This is a genomic window from Moraxella sp. FZLJ2109, assembly GCF_024296965.1.
Taxonomy (GTDB): Bacteria; Pseudomonadota; Gammaproteobacteria; order Pseudomonadales; family Moraxellaceae; genus Moraxella.
Genome location: NZ_CP101112.1, coordinates 423,202 through 435,822, shown reverse-complemented (window position 1 = coordinate 435,822; position 12,621 = coordinate 423,202). Strand labels below are relative to the sequence as shown.

Sequence of the window (12,621 nt, the reverse complement as noted above, 5' to 3'; positions counted from 1 at the left end):
CAAAATAAACGGTAAACAAACAGCAGTATCATAACAAACTGCACTTGATTTTCAAACCTTGCGCCACAATTTTACAGCTTGTAACGACTTTTTTGTAACCAAACGGCAAAATTGCCAAACTTCTGTTATAATAGACACCAATTTTTGCCATTTAATGCATCGGGTATTTGACCTGTGGCAGGCGTGGCACAATTTTGTAAGGAATCCCTATGACAACTATCGCAAATGATACCGTTGTAAAGTTTAACTACACATTGACCAACGATAAAGGCGAGACCCTTGACCAATCTCAAGGCGAGCCATTGGCTTATCTACACGGTCATCACAACATCATCCCAGGTCTTGAAAAAGAAATGACTGGCAAAAAAGCAGGCGACAAATTCAAAGTCACTGTTAAGCCAGAAGAAGCCTATGGTGAGTACATCGCAGAAGCGGTACAAGAAGTGCCACGCGCCAATTTCCAAGGCGTGGACAATATCGAAGTGGGTATGCAGTTCCAATCACAAACTGACGATGGTCATGTGATGCTGGTGACTGTTAAAGATGTCAATGATGAAGTGGTTGTGGTTGATGGCAACCATCCGCTGGCAGGCGTTGAGCTGACCTTTGATGTTGAGATCGTGGAAGTGCGTGCAGCGACAGCTGATGAGATCGCACACGGTCATGCGCATGGTGTAGGTGGTCATCATCACTGATTTGTCCGATGATTTTATCTGATCATTTAGTCTGATCATCATGACAAATCCAATCTCGCTCAAGTGAATGCTTGGGCGATTTTTATTGCAACAATCCAAAACCGCAGCAGTTACAAAAAGTGAATAACCGTTCACCAAAAACACTTGCTTTTTTTGGCATTTGGGTTTAGGCTTGTACACTGTAAATTCATCAGTGGAATGATTATGGTAAGTTTTATCCGCACCCAATACAACCGCAGTAAAAAAATCATCGGCATGACCAGCACCTTGGTCGGTGGCTTTCGTGCTGCCCAAAAAGTCGGTGCATTTGGTGGTGATGTGTCTCGTGCCAAGCTGTCGCCTTATGTTCAGGAATTTTGCCGTCGTATGGCAGGCTCATTTGGGGTGAATGTCGTGCAGGTTGAGCCAGTACCGCAGACGCATGGACTGTGGGTGAGTAATCATGTGTCGTGGCTTGATATTCCTGTGGTGGGGTCGGTCGCGCCTGTGTTTTTCTTATCAAAAGCTGAGATCGGTGAGTGGCCGATTTTTGGGCGACTTGCCAAAGCAGGCGGCACGCTGTTCATCAAGCGCGGCTCGGGTGATGCAGGCTCAGTGTCTGATCAGATCACCGCGTTTTTGCAAGGGGGTTCGTCGGTGGTGTTTTTCCCTGAAGCAACCACCACAGATGGCAAACAAATCAAAAAAATCTATGGCAAACTGCTCAAATCTGCCATCGATACAGGTCTGCCTATTTGCCCAATGGTGGTTGCGTATGTCGATAAAGATGGCAAGCTGTCTGATGATGCGGCATATTATGGCGAGCGTTCGATGGCTGATAGCCTAAAAAAAGTCGCCGATTCAAAAGGCATCACTGCCCATGTACTACCACTGTCACCAATCGATCCTGCAGGTAAAGACATCCGCACACTTACTGATGAGCTGCAAAAATCAATGGAAGCAGGGCTTGCCGAATTACATAGCCGAGTGCTGACGGCTTAGGCTTAGTTTGCTTAGTTTGATGGTGATATAACTAAACCCAGTTCAGTGAACTGGGTTTTTGTTTGTGAGTGGTGTGCAAATCATCTTAATTGAACACCGACTTCGCCTTTTGGTGTAACCTTAAAAATCTGTACCTTAAACAGCACTTCCTGACCTGCCAATGGGTGATTAAAATCCACTTTTACGGTATCGTCATTGACTTCGCTGATGACGCCCACGAGTGAATTTTGACCTTTATCGGCAAACTCCATCATCATACCGACGACAGGATTTGGCTCGGATAGAGCAAACTGTGCACGGGCAAAGCTCTGTACATTTTCGCTATTCCATTGCCCAAAGGCTTCATCGGCAGGCAAGTGGGCAGTGCGAGTATCGCCAGCTTTTAGGTTAATCAGTACCTTTTCAAAACCGGCAAGCAAGCTTTCGTCACCGATGGTTAGGCTGACAGGCTCAGGGCGGTCAAAGGTGGAGTCGATGACAGTACCATTTGGTAGGCTGACTTCAAAATGCAGACTGACTGTACTGCCATGTGCGATACGCACTTCTTCATTGGGTAAAATTGGTGTATTCATAGTCAAACACTGTCTCAAAAATTGCCTTAGTTTAGCATAATATCCATTGACATTCACCACCAAAACTTGCAAAATGTGAATCAGTTTCCAAAAAAAGGACTGACCATGTTTGGCGAGCTGCTTTTGCACTTTGGTATCAAAGAATTTGCCACCTTTGTGACGGCGACGATTATTTTTGCGATGACACCAGGGATTGACACGGTGTTTGTGCTCAATCGTGCCATTGGCTATGATAAGCATATCGGCTCGATGGCGGCACTTGGTGTGGCAAGCGGCGTGCTGGTGCATACGGTGCTTGCGGCCGTGGGGCTGGCAGCGATTGTCGCCAAATCAGCGATGCTGTTTAGCATGATTAAATATTTGGGCGCGGCATATTTGGTGTATCTGGGTGTGATGGCGATTTATCATGCTATCAAAAATCCAACTAGGCTTGCCATCCATAGCTCTAGCAACACCATCCCCATCAGTGCATGGCAAGCCTATCGTTCAGGCTTACTGACTAATGTGCTCAATCCCAAAGTGGCACTGTTTTTCTTGGCGTTTTTTCCGCAGTTTATTGTGGCGACACAAGTGGATAATGCTGTTGCCTACCTGCTACTTGGTGTGGTTTATGCCATAATCTCGGCGGTATGGCTTGTGGCTTTGGCGATGTTGGCAGGCACAGTATTATCCAAGCTACTCACCAGTCAAAAAGCTAAGCGTTATATGGATATTGGCTCGGGTGCGGTGTTTGTGTTGATGGGTGCAAAAGTTGCGGTGTCCGATTGAGTATGAATGCAGGGATTTGATGAATAAAAAGGCTTAATCCATCTGATTAAGCCTTTTTGATTGTCTTACAGGTCTTGCCCAAGTGTGCGTTTCTTTTCTAAGAACAGCATATCATAAACCACGAGCATCATTCCCACGCAGATACCGATATCGGCGATATTAAAAATCGGATAATTCCACACATCGGCATAATGCACATGAATAAAATCAATCACATAACCGTGAATGATGCGGTTGATGACATTGCCCATCGCACCACCCAGCACCATCGCAAGCCCTAGGCTTAGCACACCAGCACCCTTCGGCACTTTACGCAGATAGGCGATGATAAAGCCTGATACAGCAAGACCTAAGATTGCAAAGAACCACTTTTGCCAACCTGCTTGATCTGCCAAAAAGCTAAAGGCAGCACCACGATTGTACGCCAAAGTCCAGTTGAGCACAGGCTCAATGACGCTCACCGTATCACCTTCTTCAAAGGCAAATTTAAAATAGTATTTGCTGATCTGATCTAGCACAAGCACGACGATGGCAATAAGATAGTATCCCATTGCCTTGCTGCCATTTGGGGTTTGGTTGACATTAGGCATAGTGGCGTACCTCGCCATTGTCTAAGTTCTCGATGCAGCGGGTGCATAGCTCAGGATGGCTGCTGTCTTGACCGACATCGGTGCGGATATGCCAGCAGCGGACACATTTGCTACCATCAGCAGGGGTGATGACAGCAGACAGCGCATCACCTGTATTGACAGTGGCATCACTGGTGATGAAGACAAAGCGAAGCTCATCGCCTAATTTTGCCAAAATCTCGGCAGTCTGGGCAGGTGCAGTGATGGCGACTTTGGCAGTCAGGTTGCTGCTGATAATCTTGTCGGTGCGTGCATCTTCGATGGCTTTATTGATGATGTCTTTGGCATCGACGATGGCTTGCCATTCATCGCTTGAGATGTCAGTCATCGCAGGCGTTGGCAGCTCATACCATTCAGCGGTGAAGATATAGCCGTCCGTACCTTTGAGCACTTGCCATGCTTCTTGGGCGGTGAATGATAAAATCGGTGCAATCCAGCGCAGTAGTGCATGAGCAATGTGATACAAGGCAGTCTGTGCCGAACGGCGTGGATGACCGTCTGCACGAGTGGTGTAGGTGCGGTCTTTGATGATATCCAAATAAAATCCGCCCAAATCCTGAGAACAAAAGCCCATCACTGCTTGGCAGACTTGGTGGAAGTCCATATTGGTGTATGAGTTGATGATTTCGTCTTGGACAGCCTTGGCGCGAGTTAGGATGAATTTATCTAGACTGACAAGCTTGTCAGCATCGATTAAATCGCTTGCTGGATCAAAGTCATCGGTATTGGCAAGTAAGAATCGGATGGTGTTACGGATACGGCGATACATATCGGTCGTACGGTCAAAGCCTTCTTTACTCACCGCCATCTCATAGCGATAGTCTGATGAGCCGACCCACAGACGCAGAATGTCCACACCTAGCTTATTGGCGATGTCAGATGGCTCAAAGCCTTTGGTATTGCCTTTGGATTTGGACAGTTTATGACCTTTGGCGTCGACGGTGAAACCGTGCGTCAACACTTGCTTGTATGGCGGGCGACCATAGATGGATTCACTGACCAATAGCGATGACTGGAACCAACCACGGTGCTGATCAGAGCCTTCTAGGTATAGATCGGCAGGGTTTGATAATTCATCACGGCTAGCCAATACGGCAAAGTTGGTTGAGCCTGAGTCAAACCACACATCAAGTGTGTCGGTGCATTTGTTGTATTCTTGAGCATCAGCACCGATAAACGCTTCGGCACTAGCATCAAACCATGCTTCCACGCCACCTTGTTCGATGAGTTTGGCAACTTCTTCCATCAGCTCAAAAGTGCGTGGATGTAGCTCGCCTGAGTCCTTGTGGATAAAGAACGGAATCGGCACACCCCAAGTACGCTGACGGCTGATGCACCAGTCAGGGCGACCATTCATCATCGACTCGATGCGGTTTTGACCCCATGCTGGCGTCCAGATGACTTCAGGAATGTCTTTTAAAGCTTGTTCACGCAAGCCTTTGGCTTCCATGCTGATAAACCACTGTGGCGTTGCTCGGAAAATAATCGGTGTCTTATGTCGCCAGCAGTGCGGATAGCTGTGGCGGATTTTGTTGTGTGCCAGTAGATGACCTGTTTGGCTGAGTGTATCGATGATTTTTGGTTGAGCTTTATAGATGTGCTCTCCGACGAATACTTTGGCTTCAGGTAGATAGACACCGTTGCCTGCGACTGGGTTTTCGGTCGGTAGGTTGTACGCACGGCCGACATTATAGTCATCGACACCGTGTGCTGGAGCGGTATGTACAAGACCTGTACCGCTATCAGCTGTGACATGATCGCCTAGGATGATTGGCACTTGACGCTCAGCAATCAATGGGTGCTGGGCTTTTAGGGTATCAAGCTTGCTGCCTTTGACGGTCGTGACGATGGCAAAATCGTCCAAAGCGATAGCTTTGGCAAAGTCTTCGACCAGATCTTTGGCGACGATAAAATGACGATCACCCGATGAGATGATGGCATAGTCAAGCTCGCTGTGTGCACTAATGGCTTGGTTGGCAGGCAGCGTCCATGGCGTCGTTGTCCAAATCACTGCTTGCAGGCTGCCTGTGATGTTGGCAGTCTGTGCCAGAGTTTCACGATTGACAATATCAAAGCCGACATAGATGGCATCGGAAGTTTTGTCTTCGTATTCGACTTCAGCTTCAGCCAAAGCAGAGCCACAGTCTAGACACCAGTTGACAGGCTTCATGCCACGAACGATGTGACCGTTTTCATAGATTTTGGCAAGTGCTCGTACGGTATCGGCTTCGGTTTGAAAATTCATCGTCAGATATGGATTTTCCCAGTCGCCAAGCACACCTAGGCGTTTGAAATCCGCCATTTGTAGGGCAATTTGGCTTTTGGCGTAGTCACGGCAAGCGCCACGAAATTCGGTCGATGAGATGATGCGGCCGTCTTTTTCTTGACCGACTTTACCCAGTAGGCCTTCGACTTTTTGTTCGATTGGCAGACCGTGACAGTCCCAGCCTGGCACATATGGTGCATCATAGCCGTCTAGAGTTTTGTATTTGACGATGATGTCTTTTAGGACTTTATTGACCACATGGCCTAGGTGGATTTGACCGTTGGCATACGGCGGGCCATCGTGTAGGGTGTATTTTTTGCGACCTTGACGAGCCTTACGAATCTGTCCATAGACATCGTCTTTTTGCCATTGTTCAAGCCATTGCGGTTCACGCTTGGCAAGGTCACCACGCATGGCAAAGGCGGTATCGGCAAGATTTAGGGTGTTTTTATAATCGATTGGCTCGCTCATGAGTATCTCGCTGCTGGAAAATTTTAATAAACTCCTTATTATAAGCCAAAATGATGTAAGTTACAAAGGATAATCGGCAACTTATGGCAATGAATGTGGTGGTCTGGGGTAGATGATGACTATTTTTTGGTTAAGTGAATAAACAGTTCTTTGCCTTGGCGGGCGGGGATGGAATTATAACAAGGTACCATTGTATTAATATAAAAATATTCTGAAAACAGTATCAAGTATTCATCAATACTTCCAGAAAAAGGCGGCGATGTCTCAAATTGCCAATCAAACAACACGCCGACCAATTTGCCCTCTGTCGCCAATAAGCGATGCATTTGTTTGGCATAATCCTGTCGCCGCTTGGGATGAATGGCACAAAAGAAAGTCTGCTCCAAAATCAAATCAAAGGTTAGTCTATCAAGATCAAAGAAATCTTGGCATAACAAATGATCACGGGGAAAATCTGGATAAGCTTTGGCAAATCGCTCAAGCGGTGCTGTGGCAAAATCCAATAAAAACACACGATCAAAACCCTGCTGGTGCAGATAAGCACCTTCATGAGCATTGCCAGCACCAGCGATCAAGATGCGTTGATGGCGATCATCAAGCTGATCAATATAGGTCTTAAGCGGTGTGGTGATACCACCAGCATCCCAATTGGTCTGACCTTGGTCATAGCGATTTTGCCAAAAGCTGGCGTGACTGACTTGTGCGACAGTGTCATCCATGCAGCTGTCTCACCGTCAAAATTTGCTCACTGCGACCAAATGGCCCAAGCTCATCATGCAAGATACTACTGGTGAGACCGATACCATCATCACCGATTTGTTGTACGCTCTGTAAGCCTAGGCGTTTGCCGACGGGTGGGCGATATAGATGAATTTGCAGGTCTAGATTGGGAAATAGCCACTCAATCGTCTGCTGCTCGATGCGTGGTACGACACCATTGGCGGCATCGACCATGCCCATTAACCGTACAAAGTCCGTCGTCGACACGCCTTCGACCATCTCAAGGTCATTGCTCAGCCATACCACACCGCTACCGGCACGGCGATCATCAGTGCAGGCTTCTACACTTCGGATAAATCCACCTGCCCACTGCACATCCATCGGCCATCTATTGTCTGAGATGGCGACTGGTGTATCTTCGAGTCCTGCGACGGCACTTGTGTCACTCATCTGCAGTCGCCATGCTCGAGCGGTGATGCTTACTTTGCCTTTGGCGGTCATGACTGATTCGATCAGCTCAATGGTGCGACCTGCTCGGATGGTGCGAGTGGTGATCTCAAATTCACCGGCATGAATCAGTCCAAAAATATCTAGGCTTATGCGAGCGATACGCATATCGGTGCGTGGGGAGAAATGTTGTAATTCGTGGCTGATGATGCCCGTGGCAGGCGCCATGTGCTGTTCGTGCTCATTCCAAGCGCCTTGGGCGTGGTTGGTGCTTATGTAGCGAGCGATGATACTGCCATCGGTTTGTTCTTGGCGGTCTAAGAGTTGATAATAACTTGGCATGACAAATCCTTTTTTGATAAGTTTACTGGCTTTCCTTATTTGCATTTTAAAAATGGATTTTTTAAAATTGGCACTAAGCATTGTAACAAAATAACAAGTACATGGCTAGCGACTTAGTGTGACCCATCATTCCAATTTTTTGGTTATGACAGTTATAAATCCTACACATTCATCACCCAAATGTAGTACAATAGTGAAATTTTATAAAAATATCTCACTTTATTAAGCAAATGATGATGCAAGGTGATTGGAAAACTCCATTCGCCGTTTTTTGGTGCATCAAATACCGTTGGAGTTATTATGAGCTGGTTCCCAAAATGGCAGCCTTATCAAGGCGATATCAATACGCAACCTGTTGCCACCAATGAATATTTACCGGTAGGTCAAAGTATCATGCTGGGTCTGCAGCATGTGCTGGCGATGTTTGGTGCGACGGTGTTGGCACCGCTTTTGATGGGCTTTGATGCCAATCTAGCCATCATGATGTCGGGTGTCTGTACGATTTTATTTTTCTTGATGACAGGCGGGCGTGTGCCGAGCTATTTGGGCTCAAGCTTTGCATTTATTGGCGTTGTGGCGGCAGCGACAGCACACGCCACAGGCTCAGGGGCGAATCCAAATCTATCTGTGGCACTTGGCGGTATCATTGCCTGTGGTATATTGTATGCTGTGATTGGTCTGATTGTGATGGCGACAGGTACGCGCTGGATTGAGAAGCTGATGCCGCCTGTGGTGACAGGTGCGGTGGTGATGATCATTGGTCTAAACCTAGCACCAGTGACTGTCAAAGGCGTACAAGGCAAGCCATTTGAGCTGTGGATGGCACTGATTACTGTGCTATGCATGGGGATGATTGCGGTATTTGCTCGTGGCTTTATGCAGCGATTACTACTACTGCTTGGTCTTGTGATGGCGTATGTGATTTATGCGATTGCAACCAATGTGATGGGTTTGGGCGAGCCGATTAATTTTGGCTTGATTCGTGATGCTGCTTGGTTTGGTTTGCCGAATTTTAGCTCGCCAACCTTTGATACCAACGCCATGCTGATCATTGCGCCAGTGGCATTTATCCTAGTGGCGGAGAACTTGGGTCATATCAAGGCGGTCGGTGCAATGACTGGAGAAAACCTAACCCCGCAGCTTGGCAAAGCCTTCGTTGCTGATGGTGTGGCGACTGCCTTATCAGCAGGTGTGGGTGGCACAGGCATGACCACATATGGCGAGAATATCGGTGTGATGGCGGTGACTCGCGTGTACTCAACCATCATCTTTGTGGTGGCAGGTGTGTTTGCGATGGTACTGGGCTTTTCACCGAAATTTGGTGCGATGATTCAGACCATTCCAAGTCCAGTCCTGACAGGTGCATCGATCGTGGTGTTTGGTCTGATTACCATTGCTGGGGCGAAGATTTGGATTGATAATAAGGTGAATTTTGCCAGCAACAAAAACCTGATGGTTGCTGCCATCACCATCATCCTTGGCACTGGTGATTTTGGCTTGATGATTGGTGAGTTTAACTTAGGCGGTATTGGCACAGCGACTTTTGCAGCGATTATTCTGCATTGGTTCTTAAGCCTACGAGAAGAAAAGGTAGGTCAAGCACATTAATCGCTCATAAATAACGCTGATGGTGATGGCTTTGTAATTTTAATGAATTTTAAGATATTTCTCTAAAATTGCGTGATTGTTACCAAAAAATCAGTTATAATACGCATTACTTTTTATATTGTATAGTCAACTATAAAAAACTGTTGAATTAAGGAAGATGATGGCAAGTTGCTATCATCTTTTTTTGTGCTTTTTTATCTTGGATGGCGATGGGTTGCCATCAAGATGGAGTGTTTTATGTACGAAAATCCACTTTCTTGTACGGCAAAGCCAAGCTTTGTCGAGATTTTACATTGTACGGTCAATGCCTTTAATGCGCCTTTGTGGGATGTGTTGATTTGGATGTTGGTCGGCATTGGCTTTTTCTTTACTGTTTTCTCGGGATTTGCACAGTTTCGCCTATTTGGTCAAAGCATCAAAACGATGCTTGGCAGCCGCAAAAATGACAATGATGCTGACGGTATCTCAGGCTTTCAAGCCTTTGTCACAGGTCTTGCAAGCCGTGTCGGTGTCGGTAATGTCGCAGGTGTTGCGATTGCTATCGGTATCGGTGGTGCTGGTGCGGTATTTTGGATGTGGCTGATTGCCTTGATTGGTATGTGCTCGGCATTGGCCGAGAGCAGTCTGGCTCAGCTATTCAAGGTGCGTGATGAGCACACCAATCGCTTCCGTGGCGGCCCTGCCTACTATATCGAACAAGGTCTTGGCCAAAAATGGCTGGGCGTGGTGTTTGCATTTGCGTTGATTGTGTGCTTTGGTTTTGTGTATCAGTCGATTCAGTCAAACTCAATCGCGCTTGCCATCCAATCGGCAGCAGGCTGTGTGGGTGAGAATGATGCTTGCCAAGCTGATTGGCAAATTTATAAGCACGTCGTGGGTGCGGTGCTTGTGGTGATTACTGCGCCGATTATCTTTGGTGGTATCACTCGTGTGGCAAAGATTGCTGAGACTTTTGTCCCTGTGATGGCGCTGTTTTATCTGCTGGTTGCGCTGTATATCGTTGGTGTGAATATTGATAAAATCCCAAGCGTGATTTCATTGATTTTTACCAAAGCATTCACCTTTGAAGCGGCAGGCAGTGGTCTGTTTGGCTCGATGGTGTCGGTGGCGATGATGCAGGGTATCAAGCGTGGTCTATACTCAAACGAAGCCGGTCAAGGCTCTGCGCCAAACGCTGCCGCCGCTGCCAATGTCAAGCATCCAGTGGAGCAGGGCATCATTCAGATGTTGGGCGTGTTTGTGGATACGCTGATTGTCTGCTCGTGCACGGCGTTTGTGATTTTGCTTGCGGTGATGCCAGAAAATGCCGCTGATTTGTCAGGTGTACAGCTGACTCAAGCAGCGCTTGAGAGTCATGTCGGTGCTTGGGGTCAGTATTTCTTGGCAATTGTACTATTTATGTTTGCCTACTCGACCATCATCGGCAACTATGCCTATGCTGAGTCAAATATGCAGTTTTTGAAAAATAACGCATTCTTATTGACCTTATTCCGCATGGCGGTGCTTGGCTTTGTGTATTTTGGTGCCGTGACCAAAGTGGCTGTGGTATGGGATATGGGCGATTTGACGATGGGTGTGATGGCGTTTATCAACCTAATCGCCATCGTGCTACTATCACGCCATGTGTTTACACTGGTCAAAGACTATAACGCTCAGCTCAAAGCGGGCGTGGATAAACCAGTGTTTGACATCAATAAATATCCAAAACTTGCCCAAAAGGTGCGTTCAGATATTTGGAAGTGATGTGATCTATCAGCAAAAGCCACTTCAGTTTGAGCGGCTTTTGTTTTTCTAAAAATTGCCAATAAAAAAGCTCTGATATTATCAGAGCTTTTTAATAACGGGTCAATCCACCGATTAACGCTCAAGATATTGAATCTTGCCGCTGACGCCGTCCCATTTTTCATAATCAGGCAGGGCGTCTTTTTTCTCAGTGATGTTTGGCCAGATGCCAGACAGCTCTTCGTTGATAGCAAGAAATTCTTCTTGACCCGCAGGGATTTCATCTTCTGAGAAAATCGCATTGGCAGGGCATTCAGGCTCGCACAGTGCGCAGTCGATGCACTCATCTGGGTTGATGACTAGGAAGTTTGGGCCTTCATAGAAACAATCCACAGGGCAAACTTCAACACAGTCAGTGTATTTACAGCGGATGCAGTTATCAGTTACTACAAATGTCATGTGATTACCTTTGGCTTTTGGCTGGGGCGTTCGCGATAGCCGAGTGGCTAGCTGCCCGTGGAAAAGAGTGGGCAGCGCCCGAAAAAATTGTTTTGATATTGTAACGCGTTTGGCGGATTTTCTCAAATAAAACCCGTGATTTTATTATGCCAAAATCGAAAAAATATAGCCAAAAACAGCAAAAACCGTTTAGCAAATGCAAATGATTCTTGCTAAACGGTTTTTGGCGGTGATGACTTATGAATTTTGCAAACTGTCGCGCTGTGCTTGTTTGGCGATCTTGTAGCATTCTTCGATTTGATCAAAAGCGATTTTCTTAAAAATCATATAACCCAAAGTCGCTGCGACGATCTGACCGCCGAACGGTACATATTTGCTGACTTGTTTACCAACAAACTTGCCGCCAAAGCCTTGAACGGTCTTATTTACCACACCGCGCGCTGCAACCAAGCCGCCGACTGCGATGATTTTTTCTTTTAGGTTTTGTTGGCTTTGGGCTTGTGCGTGCTCGACATCGGTCAAGCCAAAGCGCGTGGTAATCTCAGGCAGTAGTTTAGACAGCATTGCCACATCGATGGCGACATCCAAAAAAGGCAGCGGAATCACCGCCACGCCTGCTGAGATCTTGGCGCGAGATTTGGCAAGATTTTGGCATTCTAGGCGAATGTTCTCAAGGTTCATGTTGGCATCGATATGAGTGGCGACTGGTTTGGTCATGTCTTTTCCTGTAAATTAAAATGAATGTAAATTCTATTTTAGGGCATTGCCGACAAATCACAAGCTGCCTTTGTATGCTTTATGTTATCAGTGAATATTTGTATAGCCTGCCAACTTTAAAATAATACAGCGTCAAACTCGCTTGCAATACCACTTGTACAACTTCGCTCGTTTTCCTTGCCTTATTTTAAATTTGTTTGACTATAATTCAAAGATTGTTGGGT

The 12,621-nt window shown here is 46.7% G+C and carries 12 protein-coding genes; 5 read left to right on the top strand and 7 right to left on the bottom strand.

Going from position 1 to position 12,621, the window contains the following annotated elements; all coding sequences use genetic code 11:
• Positions 1–209 precede the first annotated feature (209 nt).
• Positions 210–695 (top strand): peptidylprolyl isomerase, encoded by a 486-nt coding sequence (locus NKU06_RS02025; protein ID WP_253224138.1) that lies wholly within the window; start codon positions 210–212, stop codon positions 693–695.
• A gap of 204 nt (positions 696–899) precedes the next feature.
• A complete protein-coding gene (locus tag NKU06_RS02020) occupies positions 900–1,676 on the top strand; it encodes a 1-acyl-sn-glycerol-3-phosphate acyltransferase (RefSeq protein WP_254731961.1) in 777 nt (258 codons plus the stop codon).
• Positions 1,677–1,756: 80 nt separating this feature from the next.
• Here the strand turns inward: NKU06_RS02020 and NKU06_RS02015 are convergent, their stop codons facing one another.
• Positions 1,757–2,248 carry a peptidylprolyl isomerase gene (locus NKU06_RS02015; RefSeq protein WP_253224136.1) on the bottom strand — a complete coding sequence of 164 codons (492 nt, stop codon included), beginning with the start codon at positions 2,246–2,248 and terminating at the stop codon, positions 1,757–1,759.
• Between the two features lie 105 nt (positions 2,249–2,353).
• On the opposite strand from NKU06_RS02015, the gene NKU06_RS02010 reads away from it, so the two are divergent.
• Positions 2,354–3,016, top strand: a complete 663-nt coding sequence (locus NKU06_RS02010; protein WP_254731959.1) for a LysE family translocator — start codon at positions 2,354–2,356, stop codon at positions 3,014–3,016.
• A gap of 65 nt (positions 3,017–3,081) precedes the next feature.
• Here NKU06_RS02010 and lspA read toward each other — a convergent pair whose 3' ends face one another.
• The 4 genes from lspA to NKU06_RS01990 form a co-directional block, all read right to left on the bottom strand.
• Positions 3,082–3,606 carry a signal peptidase II gene (lspA, locus tag NKU06_RS02005; protein ID WP_254731957.1) on the bottom strand — a complete coding sequence of 175 codons (525 nt, stop codon included), beginning with the start codon at positions 3,604–3,606 and terminating at the stop codon, positions 3,082–3,084.
• The gene (gene ileS / locus NKU06_RS02000; protein ID WP_254731955.1) at positions 3,599–6,382 is read right to left on the bottom strand and encodes an isoleucine--tRNA ligase; all 2,784 of its coding nucleotides are present in this window, start codon (positions 6,380–6,382) and stop codon (positions 3,599–3,601) included. The genes lspA and ileS overlap by 8 nt, the downstream gene beginning before the upstream one ends.
• Before the next feature lie 119 nt (positions 6,383–6,501).
• Positions 6,502–7,101, bottom strand: a complete 600-nt coding sequence (locus tag NKU06_RS01995) for a methyltransferase domain-containing protein (protein WP_254731953.1) — start codon at positions 7,099–7,101, stop codon at positions 6,502–6,504.
• Positions 7,094–7,891 (bottom strand): thioesterase family protein, encoded by a 798-nt coding sequence (locus tag NKU06_RS01990; RefSeq protein WP_254731951.1) that lies wholly within the window; start codon positions 7,889–7,891, stop codon positions 7,094–7,096. The genes NKU06_RS01995 and NKU06_RS01990 overlap by 8 nt, the downstream gene beginning before the upstream one ends.
• A gap of 297 nt (positions 7,892–8,188) precedes the next feature.
• Here NKU06_RS01990 and NKU06_RS01985 point away from each other — a divergent pair, with 297 nt between their 5' ends.
• Together NKU06_RS01985 and NKU06_RS01980 are read left to right on the top strand one after the other, a co-directional pair.
• Positions 8,189–9,499: a solute carrier family 23 protein gene (locus tag NKU06_RS01985; RefSeq protein WP_253224608.1), complete on the top strand. Its 1,311-nt coding sequence runs from the start codon at positions 8,189–8,191 to the stop codon at positions 9,497–9,499.
• 237 nt (positions 9,500–9,736) lie between these two features.
• Positions 9,737–11,242, top strand: coding sequence for a sodium:alanine symporter family protein (locus tag NKU06_RS01980; protein WP_254731949.1), 1,506 nt, complete (start codon positions 9,737–9,739; stop codon positions 11,240–11,242).
• Between the two features lie 114 nt (positions 11,243–11,356).
• Here NKU06_RS01980 and fdxA read toward each other — a convergent pair whose 3' ends face one another.
• Entirely contained in the window at positions 11,357–11,680 is a 324-nt protein-coding gene (fdxA, locus tag NKU06_RS01975) for a ferredoxin FdxA (protein WP_253224130.1), read from the bottom strand.
• A 237-nt stretch (positions 11,681–11,917) separates the two neighbouring features.
• Complete coding sequence (locus NKU06_RS01970; protein WP_254731947.1) at positions 11,918–12,397, bottom strand: hypothetical protein; 480 nt, start codon at positions 12,395–12,397, stop codon at positions 11,918–11,920.
• Positions 12,398–12,621: the final 224 nt, after the last annotated feature.

Excerpts from the sequence above, each read along its gene's own strand:
- ileS (WP_254731955.1), bottom strand. The coding sequence starts at position 6,382 with ATGAGCGAGCCAATCGATTATAAAAACACCCTAAATCTTGCCGATACC.
- NKU06_RS02010 (WP_254731959.1), top strand. The coding sequence starts at position 2,354 with ATGTTTGGCGAGCTGCTTTTGCACTTTGGTATCAAAGAATTTGCCACC.
- NKU06_RS02025 (WP_253224138.1), top strand. The coding sequence starts at position 210 with ATGACAACTATCGCAAATGATACCGTTGTAAAGTTTAACTACACATTG.
- NKU06_RS01970 (WP_254731947.1), bottom strand. The coding sequence starts at position 12,397 with ATGACCAAACCAGTCGCCACTCATATCGATGCCAACATGAACCTTGAG.
- NKU06_RS01995 (WP_254731953.1), bottom strand. The coding sequence starts at position 7,101 with ATGGATGACACTGTCGCACAAGTCAGTCACGCCAGCTTTTGGCAAAAT.
- NKU06_RS02015 (WP_253224136.1), bottom strand. The coding sequence starts at position 2,248 with ATGAATACACCAATTTTACCCAATGAAGAAGTGCGTATCGCACATGGC.
- lspA (WP_254731957.1), bottom strand. The coding sequence starts at position 3,606 with ATGCCTAATGTCAACCAAACCCCAAATGGCAGCAAGGCAATGGGATAC.
- NKU06_RS02020 (WP_254731961.1), top strand. The coding sequence starts at position 900 with ATGGTAAGTTTTATCCGCACCCAATACAACCGCAGTAAAAAAATCATC.
- fdxA (WP_253224130.1), bottom strand. The coding sequence starts at position 11,680 with ATGACATTTGTAGTAACTGATAACTGCATCCGCTGTAAATACACTGAC.
- NKU06_RS01980 (WP_254731949.1), top strand. The coding sequence starts at position 9,737 with ATGTACGAAAATCCACTTTCTTGTACGGCAAAGCCAAGCTTTGTCGAG.
- NKU06_RS01990 (WP_254731951.1), bottom strand. The coding sequence starts at position 7,891 with ATGCCAAGTTATTATCAACTCTTAGACCGCCAAGAACAAACCGATGGC.